At 72.8% G+C, this 18,345-nt stretch carries 12 protein-coding genes; 4 read left to right on the plus strand and 8 right to left on the minus strand.

The window, feature by feature from the left end; genetic code table 11:
* Positions 1 to 71 precede the first annotated feature (71 nt).
* The 6 genes from OG218_RS21745 to OG218_RS21770 form a co-directional block, all read right to left on the minus strand.
* The gene (locus OG218_RS21745; RefSeq protein WP_328295306.1) at positions 72 to 2,924 is read right to left on the minus strand and encodes a sugar-binding domain-containing protein; all 2,853 of its coding nucleotides are present in this window, start codon (positions 2,922 to 2,924) and stop codon (positions 72 to 74) included.
* A 28-nt stretch (positions 2,925 to 2,952) separates the two neighbouring features.
* Positions 2,953 to 3,843: a carbohydrate ABC transporter permease gene (locus OG218_RS21750; RefSeq protein ID WP_328295307.1), complete on the minus strand. Its 891-nt coding sequence runs from the start codon at positions 3,841 to 3,843 to the stop codon at positions 2,953 to 2,955.
* Positions 3,840 to 4,760, minus strand: coding sequence for a carbohydrate ABC transporter permease (locus OG218_RS21755; RefSeq protein ID WP_328295308.1), 921 nt, complete (start codon positions 4,758 to 4,760; stop codon positions 3,840 to 3,842). The genes OG218_RS21750 and OG218_RS21755 overlap by 4 nt, the downstream gene beginning before the upstream one ends.
* Positions 4,757 to 6,085 (minus strand): ABC transporter substrate-binding protein, encoded by a 1,329-nt coding sequence (locus OG218_RS21760; protein ID WP_328295309.1) that lies wholly within the window; start codon positions 6,083 to 6,085, stop codon positions 4,757 to 4,759. Before OG218_RS21760 ends, OG218_RS21755 begins: the two co-directional genes overlap by 4 nt.
* Positions 6,086 to 6,206: 121 nt before the next feature.
* Positions 6,207 to 8,546 (minus strand): beta-galactosidase, encoded by a 2,340-nt coding sequence (locus OG218_RS21765; RefSeq protein ID WP_328295310.1) that lies wholly within the window; start codon positions 8,544 to 8,546, stop codon positions 6,207 to 6,209.
* Positions 8,547 to 8,617: 71 nt separating this feature from the next.
* Positions 8,618 to 9,493 carry an AraC family transcriptional regulator gene (locus OG218_RS21770; protein ID WP_328295311.1) on the minus strand — a complete coding sequence of 292 codons (876 nt, stop codon included), beginning with the start codon at positions 9,491 to 9,493 and terminating at the stop codon, positions 8,618 to 8,620.
* A gap of 120 nt (positions 9,494 to 9,613) precedes the next feature.
* On the opposite strand from OG218_RS21770, the gene OG218_RS21775 reads away from it, so the two are divergent.
* The 3 genes from OG218_RS21775 to ettA are packed head-to-tail and all read left to right on the plus strand — an operon-like array spanning position 9,614 to position 15,175.
* Positions 9,614 to 12,547 (plus strand): DUF5107 domain-containing protein, encoded by a 2,934-nt coding sequence (locus OG218_RS21775; protein WP_328295312.1) that lies wholly within the window; start codon positions 9,614 to 9,616, stop codon positions 12,545 to 12,547.
* On the plus strand, positions 12,544 to 13,482 hold the full coding sequence (locus tag OG218_RS21780; protein WP_328295313.1) for an aldose 1-epimerase family protein: 939 nt from the start codon (positions 12,544 to 12,546) through the stop codon (positions 13,480 to 13,482). The genes OG218_RS21775 and OG218_RS21780 overlap by 4 nt, the downstream gene beginning before the upstream one ends.
* Positions 13,483 to 13,492: 10 nt before the next feature.
* Entirely contained in the window at positions 13,493 to 15,175 is a 1,683-nt protein-coding gene (gene ettA, locus OG218_RS21785; protein ID WP_328295314.1) for an energy-dependent translational throttle protein EttA, read from the plus strand.
* Between the two features lie 66 nt (positions 15,176 to 15,241).
* Here ettA and OG218_RS21790 read toward each other — a convergent pair whose 3' ends face one another.
* Both OG218_RS21790 and OG218_RS21795 read right to left on the minus strand, forming a co-directional pair.
* Entirely contained in the window at positions 15,242 to 16,402 is a 1,161-nt protein-coding gene (locus tag OG218_RS21790; RefSeq protein ID WP_328295315.1) for an acyl-CoA dehydrogenase family protein, read from the minus strand.
* A 48-nt stretch (positions 16,403 to 16,450) separates the two neighbouring features.
* Positions 16,451 to 17,308 carry an acyl-CoA thioesterase gene (locus tag OG218_RS21795; RefSeq protein WP_328295316.1) on the minus strand — a complete coding sequence of 286 codons (858 nt, stop codon included), beginning with the start codon at positions 17,306 to 17,308 and terminating at the stop codon, positions 16,451 to 16,453.
* A gap of 37 nt (positions 17,309 to 17,345) precedes the next feature.
* Here OG218_RS21795 and OG218_RS21800 point away from each other — a divergent pair, with 37 nt between their 5' ends.
* On the plus strand, positions 17,346 to 18,329 hold the full coding sequence (locus OG218_RS21800; RefSeq protein ID WP_328295317.1) for a zinc-binding dehydrogenase: 984 nt from the start codon (positions 17,346 to 17,348) through the stop codon (positions 18,327 to 18,329).
* Positions 18,330 to 18,345 lie beyond the last annotated feature (16 nt).

The following is an 18,345-nucleotide window of genomic DNA, read 5'->3' on the forward strand; positions in this document are numbered from 1 at the left end:
CCGTCGTGGCCGGCGCGCCCACCCTAGCGAGTGGGCGCGGGCCACAGGGTACGTCCGGCGGCACCCGTCCGTCAGACGGGTGCCAGCACGGCGCGGACCTCGTCGGGGGTGAGCTCCGTCGCCGGGGCGAAGGCGTCCCCGGCGACGTAGGCCAGCAGCGAACGCCGGAAGGCCGTGGCCGCGGGGGAGTCGTCGAGGGTCAGCGTGCAGACGACGAGCCGGCCCGCCCCCACCCGGGCCTCCAGCAGGACCCCGAGGCGCCGGGCGGAGAACCAGGTGTCGATGGGCTGCACCAGCGGGCGCAGACCCGTGGGCAGCCCGTCCAGCACGAGGGCCTTCGCGCCGTGCAGCAGGTCCCACCACTGCCAGTCGGTGTGTCCCTGCGAGGGGAAGCCCGCGAAGAGCGGGTGCCCCGGGTCGTGGGTGATCCCCAGCGTGTGCGGAGCCTGGTTCCGCGTCCACGCGGTGTTCCAGAACACGGGGGTGAAACCCAGTTCGACCTCCGTGCGGACCCGGGCCGGGTCCGGGGTCAGCAGCACCGTCGCGCCCGCGGCGGTGAGGCGCAGCGCCTCCTCGACGTCGGCGGTCCGGGTCACCTCCGGCTCCGGGTCGGGCACGGGGGCGTAGACCCACAGCGACCAGTCGTTCTCGTGGACGGTCCCACCGCTCGTCCGGACGCGGACCACCAGCCGCACCTGGCGGGTGCGTTCGCTCCACCCCGGTTCGAGCGTCACCGTGCCCAGTCGTGCGTCGTTGCCGTCGGGGACCTCGCCCCGGCTCAGCACCCCACCGGCCAGCTGCGACCCCGCGGTGTCCTCCACCCGCCAGGAGACCTCCGCGTCCAGGACGCCCGGCCCGAAGTGGGCCACCTGGACGTCGAAGGAGAACGCCTCGTCGGTGCGCAGGGTCCGCCGGGGCAGGCGGGCCAGCGGCACGACGGGGCCGCAGAACCGGGCGAACTCCGTGGCGGTGGCGTAGGGCTTCTCGTCCCAGAACGCGTCCAGGACCCCGACCAGGGCCGTGCCCTGACCCGGGAAGTCGTTGAGCCCCAGCAGGTGGAAACCTGCGAACCCCGGGGTCCGCAGCGCGGTCTCGACCTCCTCCTTGTAGCAGAGCAGCTGCAGGCGACCCGACGCGTGCAGGAACTCCTCGGCCTGGTCGGCCATCCCGCTGCGGCGCAGGAAGTCGGCGAAGATCCCGGAGTTCCTCGGCTGCATCAGCCCGGTGTACTTCGAGGCCTCCTGGAAGTCCGGGTACGCGCACCACTGCCCGACCTCGTGGCTGACGACCGGTCGCGCTCCCGCGGTCACGAAGGCGGAGTGGTCCGACTCCGTCTGCGGCGGGGTGGCGTTGAGCCGGGAAGCGAGTCCCTCCTCCCACCGGTGCAGACGGGGGTCGGGCACGTTGTCGAAGTCGTTCTCCGGGATCGCCGGCCACCCGGCGGCACTCGTCCAGAGCCGGCGGGGATCGAGACGCCGGAAGTGCGCGACCCAGGCGCCGAGGAACTCCACGTCGCGGCCGGCGGGTTCGTTGCCGTGCGCCATGGCCACGAACGAGGGGTGGTTCCCGTAGGCCTCGAGGATGCGTTCGGTCTCCTCGTGGAGGAAGCGGTCGACGGGGCGTCCCTCGCCGAGCGCGGCGCCCTGGTTCGCCCAGACCGGGCCCTCGACCTGCAGGAGGACGCCCTCGAGGTCGGCGGCGGTGAAGGCCGCCTCCGGTGGGCACCAGGAGTGGAAGCGGACCAGGTTCAGGCCGTGCGCGCGGACGGTGCGCAGGACCCGGCGCCAGGGTTCCACCTCGGTGGGCGGGTACCCCGTCAGCGGCCACACCGCGGACTCCAGGGTGCCGCGCAGGAACGTCGGCCGGTCGTTGACGGTGACCTGCGTCCCCCGCACCCCCACCTCGCGCAGGCCGAAGGTGGTGCGCCGCGTGTCGTGGTCCCGGCGGTCGCGCACCGTCGCGAGGAGTTCCACGGTCACCTCGTAGAGGGCCGGGTGGAACTCGTCCCAGGTCTGCGCGTCCGCGCCGAGGGGCAGGTCGACGTCGAGGTGGCCACCGCTGCCGGTCATCCCGCGTTCGCCGAGGTCGCGGGGGTGGTCGGTGAGTTCCTGGGCCCCGTCGGAGTCGTAGCTCGCGGTCACGGGCGGCGGGACGTGCTCCCCGGGGACGTTGAACCGCCGTGCGGAGACGGTCACGCTCCCGTGGCCGATGCCGAGCGGTCCGCCGGCGAGGTCGACCCGGACGCGGGCGCTGCGGCGCGCGACGTCGGGGACGACGGTGACGCGCCGGATCGTCACCGGTGGGACCGCCTCGAGGCGGAGTTCTCCGACGACCCCGTTCCAGTTCCCCTGGGTGTGGTCGCTGACGCTGTGGGCGTTCGGGCCGACGTCGACGACGGTGCGGTTGTCGATCCGCAGGGTCAGCACGTGCCGACCGGGTTCCAACTCGCCGAGGTCGTGGCGGTGCGGGGTCGAGAGGCTGCGCTGCGGACCCGTCCGGCGGTCGTCGAGCCAGACGACGGACTCCCAGTGCACCCGCTCCAGGTGCAGGACGACCCGCCGCCCGGCCCAGTCCGGGGGGACGTCGACGGTGCGCTGGAACCACACCGCCCCGCGGTAGTACGTGTGCGGTTGCAACCAGAAGGGGACCGAGACGTTCCCGTCCTCGCGGTAGGGCGCGTACCTCTCGTCCTCGTAGAAGGACCGGTCGACGACGAGACCCGTCCAGGGGGTCTCGAGGGTGACGGGATCGCCGAACCCCTGCTCCTGGACGGACCCCGGCAACGTGAGTTCCCGCGTCGCGACGGCGTCCAGCACCGAGGGGCGGTACCAGCGTTCGTGCTCACCGACCCCGTCGGGGTCGAGGGCCGTGCGCCAGGGGCCGCTCAGGTCGAGGACGTGGTGATCGGGTAGGTCGTCGGGCATCGCGGGTCCTCCTATCGGTGGTGGGTCGTCAGCTCTTGACCGCACCCGCGGTCAGCCCTTCGAGCAGTTGCCTGCGCAGCAGCACGAACACGACGAGGCTGGGGATCGCGGCCAGCACCGAGGCCGCGATGACCATGTCGATCTGCCGGCTCTGCGCGCCGTAGAGGGCCTGGATGCCCAGCGGGAGGGTGAACCGGTCGGGGTCGGAGACGATGACCAGGGGCCAGATGAAGCTGTTGTAGCTGTTCAGGAAGTTCCAGACCGCCAGCGCACCCAGCGCCGGGCGCATCAGGGGCAGGACCATCTGCAGGAAGGTGCGGAACTCCGAGCAGCCGTCGAGGCGCGCGGACTCGAGGATCTCGTCCGGGACGCTCTGCTCGATGAACTGGCGCATCATGAAGATGCCGAAGGCCGGGGCGACCCACGGGACGATCAGGGTGACGAGGGGTTCGGTGACACCGCTCTTGACCAGCACGATGAACAGCGGGACGACGATCACCGCGAACGGCACCGCCAGCGAGCTGAACATGACGTCGAAGAGGATCCGCTTGCCGCGGAACTCGTACTTGGCGAAGCCGAACCCGGCCAGGGCGCAGACGAAGACGGCCACGACCGTGGACAGCACCGCGACCAGCGTCGAGGTCGCGAACCAGGACCAGAACGGCTGGGTCGAGAGCAGGTTGCGGTAGTTCTCCAGGGTGGCGGGGGAGGGCAGCAACGACGGCGGGTAGCTGAAGATGTCACCCCGGGCCTTGAACGAGGCCGACAGCGCCCACAGCAGCGGGAACACGAAGACGGCCACGAGGACGACGAGGACGACGTAGAGCGCGGCCCGGCCGGGGGTGAGCGGTCGGCGGGTCCGCTGCGGGCGGGGCGCCTGCGCGCGGACCGACGGGTCCTGCTGGACGGTGGTGCTCACCGGGTACCTCCCACTCCGAAGACTCGGTTGGCCGTGCGGCCCAGCGCGAACACCAGGACGAACATGACGACACCCGCGGCGGCGGCGTAGCCCATCTGCTGGCGTTCGAAGGCGGCGCGGAAGATGAACTGGGCGACGGACAGCGTCGACTCGCCCGGACCGCCCTGGGTCAGCAGGTACGGTTCCTCGAAGATCTGGGCACTGCTCACCAGGGTCGTGACCGCGACGAACGCGGTGACCGGTCGCAGCACCGGCAGGGTGACGGCGAAGAACGTCCGGACCGGTCCGGAACCGTCGAGGGCGGCCGCTTCGTAGAGTTCCCGGGGGACGTTCTGCAGACCGGCGAGGAAGAAGATGGTCATGTAGCCCGTCCACTTCCAGACGACGAGGAGGACGACGCTGAGCTTCGCCCACGACGGGTCGCCGAGCCAGTCGATGCCACCCCACCCGAAGACGCCGCGGAAGAAGGCGTTGAACAGCCCGAACTCCCGGTCGTAGAACAGGGTGAAGACCAGGGCGATGACGATGGGTGAGAGCACGACCGGGGTGAAGTAGGACAGCCGGAACAGGTCCCGTCCGCGCAGCCCGCGGGCGTTGAGCGCCTGGGCGATGAGCAGGGCCAGCGGGAGGACGACGAGCATGCTGACGGCGACGTAGATCGCGGTGTTGCCGACGGCGGTCCAGAAGCTGGTGTCGGTGAACAGCCAGCGGTAGTTCTGCAGACCGACGAAGGTCGGGCTGCCGATGCCGGCCCAGTCGGTGAGGCTGAGGTAGGCCCCGACCCCGATCGGGACGATCATGAAGAGGCCGTAGAGGACGAAGAACGGGGAGATGAAGACGTAGGGGGCCCGGCTGGGGGTCACGCCCGTGGTGGTGGGGGTGACGGGCGTGGTGCGCGGGGCGGTCGTGGTGGTCATTCCCGGGCCTGCTTCCGGTAGCTCTCGACGGAGTCCGCGATGGCCTGCGCGGCGGTGGAACGTCCACGGATCGCGGCCTGGACGGGCCCGGCGAGCGCCGACTGGAGGATCGCGAAGTTCGGGCTCTGGTAGAACGCGGGGAGGTCGGTGGCGGCCTCGCCGAGGACCTCGAAGACGCGCTGACCCCCGAGGTAGTCGTCCTCGATGGCGAGCAGTTCGGGGTCGGTGTAGAGCGAGCGGAACGTCGGGAGGTAGCCGGCCGCCTTGTAGCGCAGCAGTTGTCCCTCGCGGGTGAGGTAGGTCGCGGTGAGCAGTTCCTTCGCGGCCTCGGTGTTGACCTTGTCCTTGGTGACGGCGAACCCGGTGCCACCGGAACTGGAGGCGATGTGCCCGCCGCCGGCGAAGCGGGGGGCGACACGCATGCGCCACAACCCCTTCTGGTCCGGCACGTTGGCCTGCAGACCGTAGGCGTTGTACCAGTTCGGCATGAACGTCCCGATCAACTGGCCCTGCTTCAACGCCGCCGCCAGCGGGGCGCCGTACGCGTCGGGGAGGTTGATCAACGTCCCGTTGGCGACGCCGCGGGCCATCCAGTCGACCGTCTCGACGGCCTCGGGGGAATCCAGGATCAGACCCCCGTCCTCGTCGAAGAACCCGCCACCACGCTGCAACAACCACTGCAGCAGGGAGTTCGCGGTGTCGCCCGGGGTCCCGGTCCCGACCATGGCCAGCGACTGCCCGGTCCTGCGGTGGAGCGCCGCGCCGACCTCGAGGAGGTCCTCCCAGGTGTCGACGTCGGTCGGGAGTCCGTTCTTCGCGAACTCGTCCTCGCGGTACCAGTAGATGCTCAGGCAGGTGTCGGACTCGATGGCGTAGACGCCACCGTCGACGGAGTAGGGCTGTCGGCGCAGCAGGTCGTCGCCGTACTGCGCGAGGTCGTCGGTCCAGTCCACGAGGATGTCGCCCGCGACGCCGCTGCGCATGACGCGGTTGAACTGCCCGACCTCGATGCCGGTGAGGTCCGGGGTGCCCTTGCCGACGATCGCCTGGTTGATGAACCGGGTCATGACGTCCCCGGCGGCGCTCTGGGTGACCTGGACGTCGTAGCGGAACGGCGACGTCGTCGAGAGTTCCGCGGCGGACTCGGTGAACGTCTTCACGTAGCCGGGGTCGTGGGTCCACATCTGCAGGTCCACGGCGCCGGACGACGCCGCGGGGCCGTAGGCCGCGTCCGCGCAGCCGGTGAGGGAACCCGCCGCGGCAAGTCCGGCACCGGCCAGGAAGGTCCGGCGGGAGGGGGTGGGCTGGGGCCATCGGGTCTGCATCGCGTCCTCGTCGACTCGGGGGTGGGTGTCACGGGGGACCACGCCGCGGGTCCGACGTCGTCGTCCGCCCACGCCGTGACGCTACGTCGCGCGGAGTTCCCGCAACCATGGGTGATCCGACTCAGCCCATGGACGAAACCCCGGTGGCCACGACCACCCGCGCGATCCGCACGACCTCGACGGAACGGACGTGGACACCGTCCGGCACGTCGCGCACGGACGGGTCCACGAACACCCCCGTCGCCCTGTGCCACGGGAGGAGTTCCAGGTCGAGGCCGTCGCGGCTCACCGGGTCCCGCCACGGGGTCAGGTCGAGTTCCCAGACGCGGCCGTGCCAGAAGTGGTCGCTGACCACGACCCCGTCGACCACGGCCCGGCCGACGTCACCGGTCCAGTCGATCCGCAGCAGCACCCGGTCGGTCCCGGTGAGGAGTTCCGGCGGGACGTCCACGTGGACCCGGGCCGCGCCGGAGAAGTCGGTGGGGGCGCTGAGCCGGTCCGCCGGTCCACCGCGGCGGGGCGCGGGCGGGGCGGGGGCGATCGGGTGCAGGTCGCGCAGCAGGGTCACCGTGCCGCTGCCGGCCACCGCCACCGTCTGCGTGGACCACGGGTCCTCCGCCCGGCCCGTCAGGACCGAGAGCGTGACCGCGTCCCGGTCGGTGTGCAGGACGAGCCCACCCTCGCCCGCGTAGAGCGGGGCGTCGCTGAGGACGAGGCGTCGTGCGCCGTCCACGTCGAGGGCGTAGAGGCGGTTCGCGGTGGCCTCGTCGAGCACCAGCAGGCGCACCCCGGGGAGTTCGACGACGCTCGCGGGGCCGGGCTCCCGGGTGAGCTCGACGACGGTGGCGCCGTCCCGGAACTCCCCACGGGCGGTCCCGGACACCGCCGTCCGCCCCTCGAGGACGAGTTCGACGGGAACCCCGTCGGTGGCGACGAGGACCACGAACCCGTGCCCGGCCACGGTGGTCCGGGTGAGGACCTGCGCGGTGGCGCTGCGCAGGACGAGACCGTCGGCGAGGGGGTAGCGGACCGGCCACGCCACCGACACCCCGGGGGGCAGGTCGAGCGGACGGCTGGGCAGGGTCACCGCGCCGTCGTCGAACTCCACGGTGAACCGGACGCCCGGTTGCGCCGCGAGGGGGTGGCGCGCCGGTTGGTAGGTGGTGACGAACACGTACCCCCGCAAGCCGTCGGAACGCACGGCCCAGCGCAGTTCGCCCGGATCCTCGCCGCCCCCGCCGACGACGCTGGGCATCGCGGCGAGCGCGGAACCGTCCTCGGCCAGCCAGAGGTGCTGGCGGCGCAGCAGGTGGTGGTGCCGGCGGACCTGCCCGTGCTCGCCGATCGGGGCGGCGAAGTCGTAGCTGCGGGTGGGGACGTCGTTGGGGTACCCGGTGGCGTGGGACTCCTGCTGGGTCCCCTCCGCCCCGGTCCGCTGGGTGCCCCCGGCGTAGACGTAGTACCCCTGCCAGACCGAGCCGCTGCCGATCTTCGCCAGGGCCAGCGCGGCGACGTCCTCGGGGGTGACGAGCGGTCGCCGGTGGTACGCGACGTGCATGCCGCCGCCGAGTTCGCAGGTGGCGAAGGGGGACGCGGTGTCGTCCGTGCGCGCCACCGCCGCGGACGTGACCCCGTCCAGGGCGGCCCGCACGTCGGCCCCGACGCTGAGGTCGTCGCGCTCCCGGGTGTAGCGGAAGTGCAGACGGCCGTAAGCCGGCCAGTCGGTGCCGGCCTCGTCCCAGAACCCGTCGGAGTACGCGCCGTAGACCGGGAGCAGCGTGTCCGGGACCTGCGCCCCGCCCCAGCCGGTCGCGGTCCAGACCGGCACCCGGAGCCCGAGCTCCTCGGCGGTCTCGCGCAACCGGGCCAGGTGCTCCGGCTGGTCGTAGAGCTCGTTGTCGATCTGGGCGGCCACGACCGGGCCGCCGGACGCGTGGGTCAGGTCGGCCACCTGCGCGATGGTCTCGGCGTAGAAGCGGCGCACGAGGTCGAGGTAGGCCGGGTCGTTCGTCCGGGTCGCGAGGTCACGGGACACCAGCCAGTCCGGGAAACCCCCGTGGCGGGACTCGCCGTGGGCCCACGGCCCCAGCCGGAGCACGACGTCCAGGCCGTTCCCGGCCGCGGTCACCACGAAGGCGCGCAGGTCGAGGTCGCCGTCCCAGCGGAAGTCCCCGGGGGCGGGTTCGTGGGCGTTCCAGAACACGTAGGTGGCCACCGAGGTCAGCCCGCCGACCCGGGCGTGGCCCAGGACCTCGGACCAGCGTTCCCGCGGGACGCGGGAGAAGTGGACCTCGCCCGTCACGGGGAACCACGGCCTGCCGCCCCGTTCGAGCCGGCCGCTGGTGACCTCGATGCGGTCCGGGGTGCCGGCGGGTTCCCCCAGCGGGAGGTGCCCCCGGCGGACGTCCGCGGGCCTCCCGGCGCGCAGGGTGCGGGTGGGGTGCGCGACGTCGGCGTCCATGACGGCTCAGGCTAGGTGCGCGCCCCGGTGGGGAACCATGGGTGATCCCGCGCCGGGGATGGACGAAACGCTCACGCGGTCCGGGCGCGGAACGCCGTCGGCGACTGGCCGTGGGTCCGGCTGAACTGGCGGGAGAAGTACAACCCGTCGTCGTAGCCGCAGGCGGTCGCGACCTCCGCCACGCTCAGCGACGTGCCGTCGAGCAGTTCCCGGGCGCGGGCCATCCGCAGGTCGCTCTGGTAGCGCAGCGGGGAGGTCCCGACGTGCTGGCGGAACAGGGTCCCCAGCTGCGAGGGGCTGAGTCCGACCATCGCCGCGAGGGCGTCGACGGGGGTCCGTCGCGGCGTGGTCGCCCGCAGGTGCTCGACGGCCCGTTCCACCGGGCTCAACGCGGGGCCGCGGGGCCGGCGCCCGGTGGCGATCACCTGCGTGAGCGCGTGGAACGCGGCCCCCGAGGCCTGGACGAGCCCCCCGGCCGTCCCGGTGTCGAGGGCGTCCAGCACCCCCGACACCAGGCTCGTCAGCGCACCGGGGTCGCGCAGGTGCGAGACCGGACCGCCCGCGGCGGTGGCCGCCGCGGTCAGCAGGTCGTCGGCGTCGGGGCCCGTGACGTGCATCCACCACAACGTCCACGGGTCCTCGCGGTCGGCCCCGTACTCGTGGGCGACCCCGGCGCGCAGCAGGACGGCGTCGCCGCGGTGCACGGGGTGGGAACCCTGCGGGGTCCGGCACCAGCCCGAACCGTCCGTGCAGAAGAGCACCACGTGCTGGCGGGCACCCTCGGGCCGACCCCGGCCGTGATCGGCAGCCCGGGGGAAGAACCCGGCGTCGGTGACCAGCAGCCGGTCCGTCACGGGGCGGGTCCTCGCCTCGCGCACCACGGGCCGGGGGAGGACGAACATCCGCTGCCCGGCGAAACCGTCCCGCACCGTGGCCGCTTCGTCCATCCGGCCATGGAACGCGCCGACCGGGGCGGGGTCAAGCGGCTCGCCGCCCGGTGGTTCGTCCATGTCCGCCGTCGTTCGAGCCATGGCGGCGGCGGCCGGGCCGCGCCTAGCGTCTCGATCGTGGAGCAGACGACAGTCCCCGGCATCACCCTCCCCGACGCCCCCGAGCGGCTGCGGCCGGACCTGGCGGCGGGCGCCGCGGTGGCGTGGAACGCGCCCCTGACCATCCGGACCTACGAGGCGGGTGAACCCAGCCCGTTCCCGATGTACCTCGACCGCCGCGTCTACCAGGGCTCCAGCGGCACGGTGTACCCGCTGCCGTTCGTCGAGCACGTCGCCGACCACGGGATCGACCGGGAGTGGCAGGCGGTCCACCTGGAGAACCGCTACGTGCGGCTGGTGGTGCTGCCCGAACTCGGTGGCCGGATCCACGTCGGCTACGACAAGATCACCGGGTACGACTTCTTCTACCGCAACGACGTGGTCAAACCCGCGCTCGTCGGTCTCGGGGGCCCCTGGATCAGCGGTGGCGTCGAGTTCAACTGGCCGCAGCACCACCGTCCCGGGACCTACCTCCCCGTCGAGACCACGATCCAGCACGACGAGGACGGGACCGTCACCGTCTGGTGCGGGGACCACGACCCGTTCCAGCGCATGGCCGCCCAGCACGGGGTGCGGTTGCGTCGCGACAGCTCCGTCGTCGAACTCGTGGTCCGGTTGCACAACCGGACCAGCGACCGGCAGTCGTTCCTGTGGTGGGCCAACGTCGCGGCCCGCGTCCACGAGGAGTTCCAGTCGTTCTTCCCCGAGGACGTCCGCCACGTCGCCGACCACGCCCGGCGGGCGATCACCGGGTTCCCCCGGTCCGATCGCGACTACTACGGCGTGGACTACCCGCAGCGGGCCCGCGAGAACCCCGGTGCGGACCGCATCGACTTCTACCGCAACATCCCGGTGCCCACCTCGTACATGGTGGTCGACTCCCAGGGGGACTTCTTCGGCGGTTACGACCACGCCGCGGGAGCGGGGTTCGTGCACTGGGCCGAACGACGGATCTCCCCCGGCAAGAAGCAGTGGACGTGGGGGAACGCCCCCTTCGGCCACGCCTGGGATGCCCAGCTGAGCGACGACGACGGCCCCTACGTGGAACTCATGGCCGGCGTCTACACCGACAACCAACCCGACTTCAGCTGGTTGCTGCCGGGGGAGACGAAGACGTTCGTGCAGCACTGGTACCCGGTGCCGGCGATCGGCGTCGTGCACCAGGCGACCCCGGACGCCGCGGTGCACGTGGAACGGGGTTCCACCGTCGTCGCCCGTTTCGCCGTCACCGCGACCCGGCGCCGCGCGCAGCTGCGCATCCTCCGGGACGGGGAACTCGTCGCCTCCCGGACCGCGGACCTGACCCCGGGGGTTCCCGCGGAGGTGACCTGGGAGGGTTCCACCGGAGCACTGCGGGTGGAACTCCTCGACGCGGCCGGACGGGTCCTCGTGCGGTGGGCACCGGTCGAGGTCGACGAGAACGCCGGAGAGCCCGAGGTGGCGACGGAACCTCCCACGCCCGAGGCGACGGGTTCGGTGGAGGAGTTGTTCCTCACCGGCCTGCACCTCAGTCAGTACCGCCACCCCACGAGGTCCCCGGTGCCTTACTGGCGCGAGGCGTTGCGCCGCGACCCCGGCGACGTCCGGACGAACCTCGCCCTGGCCGACCGCGCCTACCGCGCCGGGTCCTACGAGACGGCGCGGCGGGGGGTCGAGACGGCGTTGCGCCGCCTCACCCGGCGCAACGCGAACCCCCTCGACGCCGAGGCGTACTACCTGCACGGTCTGGTGCTGGCCCGGCTCGGCCGGGTCGAGGACGCCGAACGGGCGTTCGGGAAGGCCGGCTGGGACGGCACCTGGGCCGCCGCCGCCGGTCTGGAACTCGCCCGTTCGCTGGCGCGCCGCGGTCGCAACCGCGCCGCCCTGCGCGTCCTCGACACCCTGGACGGGGTGGTCGCCCACGACACCCGGCGGATCGCGGTGCGGGTGCTGCTCTGGCGTCGGAGCGGGAACCACCGAGGTGCGGGCGAGGTGCTGCGGGCCGCGCTCGCGGTGGACCCGCTGGACGCGACGCTGCGCTTCCTGGACCAGCGCGAGCTCGCCGACGACGCGGGTCTGCTGCTGGACGTCGCGCTCGACCTGCGCGCGGCCGGGGAGCACGGGCAGGCCCTGCGGTTGCTCGAGCGCGTCGCCGCGGTCCCCGTCGGTGCCGCCGGGAACTTCCGGCCCGTCGCGGAGTACGCGGCCGCGGTCGTGCACGAGGAACTCGGCTCCCCGGCGGAGGCGGCGGCGGCCCGCGACCGGGCCCGTCGCAGCGACCCGACCCGGGCCTTCCCGTCCGGCCTCGACGCGCACGACGTCCTGCTCGCCGCCCTCGACGCCGATCCCGCGGACACCACCGCGGGGTTCCTGCTGGGCAACCTGCTCTACGCCCACGGCCGTCGGGTCGAGGCGAGCGAACTCTGGGAGGCGTGCGTCGCCCGGGGGATGCGCCACCCCGTCCTGCTGCGCAACGCGGGCCTCGCCGCCCACAACGTCTCCCACGACGACGAACGCGCCTGGGCGCGCTACGCAGCGGCGGTCGAGGTCTCCGGTGCGGACGCGCGGCTGCGCTACGAGCAGGACCAGCTGGCCGTCCGGCTCGGCCACGACCCCGCGCAGCGCTTCGCGCGCCTGCGACCGGTCGAGGACCTCGTCCTGACCCGCGACGACCTGACGGTGGACTACGTCGCGCTGCTGCTCGACCAGGGGTTCGCGGCGCGGGCCCGCGAGATCCTCTCGACCCGGCCGTTCCACCCCTGGGAGGGCGGCGAGGGCCGGGTCGTCGCCGCCTGGGACGCGACCGCCGCCGCACTCGGCGTGGACCCCGGGGACCCCCCGACCTCGCTCGGCGAGGCCCGCCCCCTCCACCCGGCCCCGGCGGCCGTGGGCGCCGACGGCGCCACCGACTACTTCGCCACCAGCCTCCCGGACCTCCTGCTCTTCGCGCGGGAGGACGGGGACGGGTGGTGAGCGTCCCGGGACGGGCGTTCCACCTGGTGGACGCCGGGTACGAGGCCCACGTGATGAGCGTCGGGGCGACGCTGCGCCGGCTGACGTCCCGGGGTCGCGACCTCGTCCTGCCCTTCGAGGCGGCCCAGGTGCGGCCGGCGATGTCGGGCACGCTGCTGGCGCCCTGGCCCAACCGGGTCGGCGACGGTCGCTACGTCTTCGGGGGTGCGACGCACCAGCTCGACGTGAACGAGGTCGACCTGGGCAACGCCACGCACGGCCTCGTCGCGTGGTCGGACTTCGACGGCCACCAGGACGGACCGGACCACGTTCGGCTCACCACGACGATCGAGCCCCGGCCGGGCTACCCCTGGTGCGTCGACCTGTCGGTCGACCTCACCCTCGGGGAGTCCGGGCTGCGCCAGGAGGTCACGGCCGTCAACCGCAGCGGCTCTCCCGCGCCCTTCGGGGTGGGCGGACACCCGTACCTGCTGGCGGGGCTGCCGGAGGAGCGGGCAGTGGACGCCTGGTTCCTCGAGGTCCCCGCCGAGCGCGTGCTCACGACCGACGAGCGCCGGCTGCCGGTGGGGGAGGTCGCCGTCGCCGGTGCGCTCGACTTCCGGGCGCGGCGGCCCGTGGGTGACGTCGTCCTGGACCGGTCCTTCACGGGGCTGCGGGCGGGGCCCGACGGCTTCGTGCGGGTCCGGGTCACCGACGCCGGGGGCCGGGGAGCCGAGCTCGTCCTCGATCACCGCTGCCCGTGGGTCCACGTCTACTCCGCCGACCTCTCCACGGGAGCAGCCCACCGCGCCGCGCTCGCCGTCGAACCCCTGACCTGCCCGCCGGACGCGTTCCGTTCCGGTCGTGACCTCATCGGCCTGGCCCCGGGGGCCTCGACCACGGCGGGCTGGACGATCCGGGCCGTGGGTGGCGGCGGGGACGCGGCGAGCGACTAGCCTGGGGCCCGTGGCGGAATTCATCTACGTGATGTCCAAGGCTCGCAAGGCGCACGGGGACAAGGTCATCCTCGACGACGTCTCGATGTCGTTCTTCCCCGGCGCGAAGATCGGGGTCGTCGGCCCCAACGGTGCGGGCAAGTCGAGCGTGCTGAAGATCATGGCGGGGCTCGACCAGCCCTCCAACGGCGAGGCCCGCCTCTCGCCGGGCTACAGCGTCGGCATCCTCATGCAGGAGCCGGCCCTCGACGAGACCAAGACGGTGCTGCAGAACGTCCAGGACGGTCTCGGCGAGCTCAAGGTCAAGATGGACCGCTACAACGAGATCACCGGTCTCTTCGAGGACCCCGACGCCGACTTCGACGCCCTCATGTCGGAGATGGGCCAGCTGCAGGAGGAGCTCGACCACGCCAACGCGTGGGACATGGACTCCCAGCTCGAGCAGGCCATGGACGCGCTGCGCTGCCCGCCCGGCGACTCCGACGTCTCGGTCCTCTCCGGGGGGGAGAAGCGTCGCGTCGCCCTGTGCAAGCTGCTGCTCGAGCAGCCCGACCTGCTGCTGCTCGACGAACCCACCAACCACCTCGACGCCGAGTCGGTGACGTGGCTGGAGCAGCACCTCGCGAAGTACCCCGGTGCCGTGCTGGCCGTGACCCACGACCGCTACTTCCTCGACAACGTCGCGCAGTGGATCCTCGAGCTCGACCGCGGTCGCGCCTACCCCTACGAGGGCAACTACTCCACCTACCTGGAGAAGAAGCAGTCCCGCATGGAGGTCCAGGGCAAGAAGGACCTCAAGCTGGCCAAGCGCCTCAAGGACGAGCTCGAGTGGGTCCGCTCCAACGCCAAGGGCCGCCAGACCAAGTCCAAGGCGCGCCTGAACCGCTACGAGGAGATGGCCGCCGAGGCCGAGCGCACGCGCAAGCTCGACTTCGAGGAGATCCAGATCCCGGCCGGTCCCCGGCTGGGTCAGGTCGTCATCGAGGCGAAGGACCTCAAGAAGTCCTTCGGTGACCGCACCCTCATCGAGGGTCTGTCCTTCTCCTTGCCGCGCAACGGCATCGTCGGCGTCATCGGGCCCAACGGCGTCGGGAAGACGACGCTGTTCAAGACCATCGTCGGCCTCGAGGACCTCGACTCCGGCGACCTCAAGATCGGCGAGACGGTCAAGCTGTCCTACGTCGACCAGTCCCGCGGTGGCCTGGACGCGTCGAAGTCGCTGTGGGAGACGGTCTCCGACGGCCTGGACTACATCCAGGTCGGCAACCAGGAGATGCCCTCGCGGGCCTACGTCTCGGCGTTCGGCTTCAAGGGCCCGGACCAGCAGAAGCCGGCCGGCGTCCTCTCCGGCGGGGAGCGCAACCGCCTCAACCTGGCGCTGACGCTCAAGGAGGGCGGCAACGTCCTGCTCCTCGACGAACCCACCAACGACCTCGACGTCGAGACCCTGGGGTCGCTCGAGAACGCCCTGCTGGAGTTCCCCGGGTGCGCCGTCGTCGTGAGCCACGACCGCTGGTTCCTCGACCGGGTGACGACGCACATCCTGGCCTACGAGGGCACGGAGGAGAACCCGGGGAACTGGTACTGGTTCGAGGGGAACTTCGCCGGCTACGAGGAGAACAAGGTCTCCCGCCTCGGGCCGGACGCCGCGCGCCCGCACCGCGTGACGTACCGCAAGCTCACCCGCGACTGACGGGGACCTCCACCGGTGAGGGGGGTGCGGCGACCGTGACGCGGTCGCCGCACCCCCCTCGCCGCGTCAGCCCGCCGGCAGGTACCGCCGCGTCGCCGTCCCGTTGAGGTCGTGGTCGCCGATGGCGCGGCGGCGGTGGATCGCGGGGTTGTGGGTCGCGATCGTACGGGCGTTGCGCCAGTGCCGGTCCAGCCCGAGGTCCACGTCGACGGCGGAGGCCCCACCCACCTCGAACAGGTTCGCCGTCGCGTCGACGACCAGCGGCAGGACGACCTGCTGGGCGCGGTAGACCTCCAGCTGGGCCTGCAGCAGGACGTCGTGGTCCCCGTCGGCGAGGTGCCTGCTCAACGCGGTGTCCAGGGTGCGGGCCGCGCCGAGGACGATCGCCCGGGCCGCCGACGCCGCGCTGGAGAGCCCGCCGACCTCGGCCTGCACCAGGTGGTGCTCACGGGGCAGGGCTTCCCCGGCGTAGCCGAAGATCCGCCGACGGCCCCGGACGTAGTCGACGGTGTCGTCCAGGGCGGCGAAGCCGATCCCCGCGACGACCGCCAGCAGCACCAGCTGGAAGAACCCGAGCACGTACGTCTGCGCGTCGTCGTCGGGGTCGATCCGCCGCACGTGCCCGGGGTCGATCGCGACGTCGGTGAACGTCGTCGTGCCGCTGCCGGTGAGGCGCTGCCCGAAACCCTTCCAGTCGTCGACGACCTCGACGCCGCTCGCACCGGTCGGGACGAAGACCTGGACGCTGTCGCCCTCGAAGGCGGCGGAGGTGTCGATCCAGTCCGCGTAGATCGACCCCGTCGTGTAGAACTTCCGGCCCCGCAGCCGCAGACCCTCCGGGGTGCGTTCCAGGACGGTGGACAGGTCCGAGGTCGTCGAGGCCTCCGAGACGGCGTTGCCGACGAGGTCACCGTCCAGCACCCGCTTCCACCAGCCCTCGCGCGCCCCCGGATCGGCCTCGAAGTACTGCTTCTCGACGAACGCGAGGTGGCCGCGGAAGACGTGGGCGACGTTGCAGTCGGCCCGGGCCAACCGGATCAACCGGTCGAAGAGGACCTCCAGCGAGGCCCCCTCGCCGCCGACCGACGCGGGGACGTGCGCGTTCGGGAACCCCGCCGCCGCGAGCTCGCGGACGAGTTCGCGGGGCAGCTCGCGGTCACGTTCGCGCTGGGCCGCCCCGGTGCGGACGCGGGTCAGCAGGTCCTCGAAGGTCTCCTCGCTCAGCACGGCGCCACGGTGCCACACCGTCACCGGCCCCGGTCCGAGCGCCCGACGTCAGCCCGCGGACGGGACCCGCACCATGCCCTCCTGGGCGACCGTCGCGACCAGCCGGCGCTCGCGGTCGTACATCCGACCCGTCGAGAGACCCCGCGCGCCGGAGGCGTTCGGGCTCTCGACCACGTACAGCAGCCACTCGTCGGCGCGGGCGGGGCGGTGCCACCACATGGCGTGGTCGAGGCTCGCCACGCTCGTCCCCGGGCTCGACCAGGCCAGCCCGTGGCGGCGCAGCACCGGTTCCAGCACGCTGAGGTCGCTGGCGTAGGCCAGCGCGCCCCGGTGCAGCAGGTCGTCGCCCGGCAGGGGCGCATCGAGGCGGAACCACACCGACTGGTGCGCCCGGCGCTGTGGGTCGGCGCTCCCGTACAGCGCCGGTTCGACGTGCCGGATCTCGACGTGGCGGCCGCGGCCGATCTGGCGGGCGCGCGGGTCGTCGACCGCGTCCAGGATCTCGTAGTCGCTGCGCAGGTCCTCGGGTTCGGGGACGTCGGGCGCGGGTTCGAAGTGCTCCAGCCCCTCCGAGGCGGTCTGGAAGGAGGTGATCCCGGAGAGGATCGGCACCCCGTTCTGGGTGGCCTGGACCCGGCGGGCGGAGAAGGACCGCCCGTCGCGCAGGCGCTCCACCGCGAACGCGACCGCGACGTCCGGGTCGCCGGGACGCAGGAAGTAGGCGTGCAGCGAGTGCAGCCGCCGATCCGCGCCGACGGTACGGCCGGCCGCGACGGCCACCTGCCCCAGCACCTGCCCGCCGAACAACCGGGCGCGCCAGTGCGGGAGGTTCGGGCCGGTGAACACGTCCAGTGCGTCGTCGGCCGGCTGGACGTCGAGCACGGGCAGCAGGGGACTGGTGGTCACCCGCGCACGCTACCGGGAGCGGGGGTAGCGTCGGCGCGTGCTCGCCGCCCGCGCCGTCCGCGCCCTCGAACCGGGGTCAGACGACCCGTTGTCCGCGCTGGAGGTGGCCGACGCCCCCGCCGCCGAGGCCCCACCGGGTTGGGTCCGCGTCACCGTGGCGGCGGCCGCCCTGAACCGGCACGACCTGTGGAGCCTGCGCGGGGTCGGGTTGCCGCCCGAGCGGCTGCCGATGGTCCTGGGCTGCGACGCCGCAGGGACGCTCGACGACGGTTCCGAGGTCATCGTGCACGCGGTCGTCTCCGACGAGGACCACACGACGTACAGGGGTGACGAGACCCTCGACCCGCGGCGGACGCTGCTCTCCGAACTCCACCCCGGTACCCTCGCCGAGCACGTCTGGGTCCCGCGCCGCAACGTGCTGCCGCAACCCGCCGGGTGGAGCGTCGAACGGGCCGCGTCGCTGGGGGTGGCGTGGCTCACCGCCTACCGGATGCTGTTCACCCAGGCGCGGGCCGTCCCCGGCCAGACGGTGCTGGTCCAGGGGGCCGCCGGCGGGGTCTCCAACGCGCTCATCACCCTGGGATCCGCTGCGGGGCTGCGGGTCTGGGTGACCGGGCGCACCCCGGAACGGCTCGAGAAGGCCCGTTCCTGGGGGGCCGCGGCGACGTTCGCGAGCGGGGAGCGGTTGCCCGGCCGGGTCGACGCGGTGTTCGAGACGGTCGGCAGGGCGACCTGGAAGCACTCCGTCCAGGCGCTGAAGCCCGGCGGCTGCATCGTCGTGTCCGGCGCCACCACCGGCGGCGACGCCCCGGCCATGCTGGAGAACGTGTTCTTCAAGCAGCTGCGGGTCCTGGGGTCCACGATGGGGACCCGCGACGAGTTCGAACGCCTGCTGCAGTTCTGCGACAGCGCCGGTCTGGAACCCGAGATCGACTCCGTCCACGCCCTCGCCGACGCCCGGGACGCGTTCGCGCGCCTGGACTCCGGCGAGGCCGTGGGGAAGGTCCTGATCCGCCCCTGACCAGCGCCGGGGGGCG

It is taken from the genome of Kineococcus sp. NBC_00420, assembly GCF_036021035.1.
Lineage (GTDB): Bacteria > Actinomycetota > Actinomycetes > Actinomycetales > Kineococcaceae > Kineococcus.

Excerpts from the sequence above, each read along its gene's own strand:
- OG218_RS21745 (WP_328295306.1), bottom strand. The coding sequence starts at position 2,924 with ATGCCCGACGACCTACCCGATCACCACGTCCTCGACCTGAGCGGCCCC.
- OG218_RS21755 (WP_328295308.1), bottom strand. The coding sequence starts at position 4,760 with ATGACCACCACGACCGCCCCGCGCACCACGCCCGTCACCCCCACCACC.
- OG218_RS21760 (WP_328295309.1), bottom strand. The coding sequence starts at position 6,085 with ATGCAGACCCGATGGCCCCAGCCCACCCCCTCCCGCCGGACCTTCCTG.
- OG218_RS21765 (WP_328295310.1), bottom strand. The coding sequence starts at position 8,546 with ATGGACGCCGACGTCGCGCACCCCACCCGCACCCTGCGCGCCGGGAGG.
- OG218_RS21770 (WP_328295311.1), bottom strand. The coding sequence starts at position 9,493 with ATGGACGAAGCGGCCACGGTGCGGGACGGTTTCGCCGGGCAGCGGATG.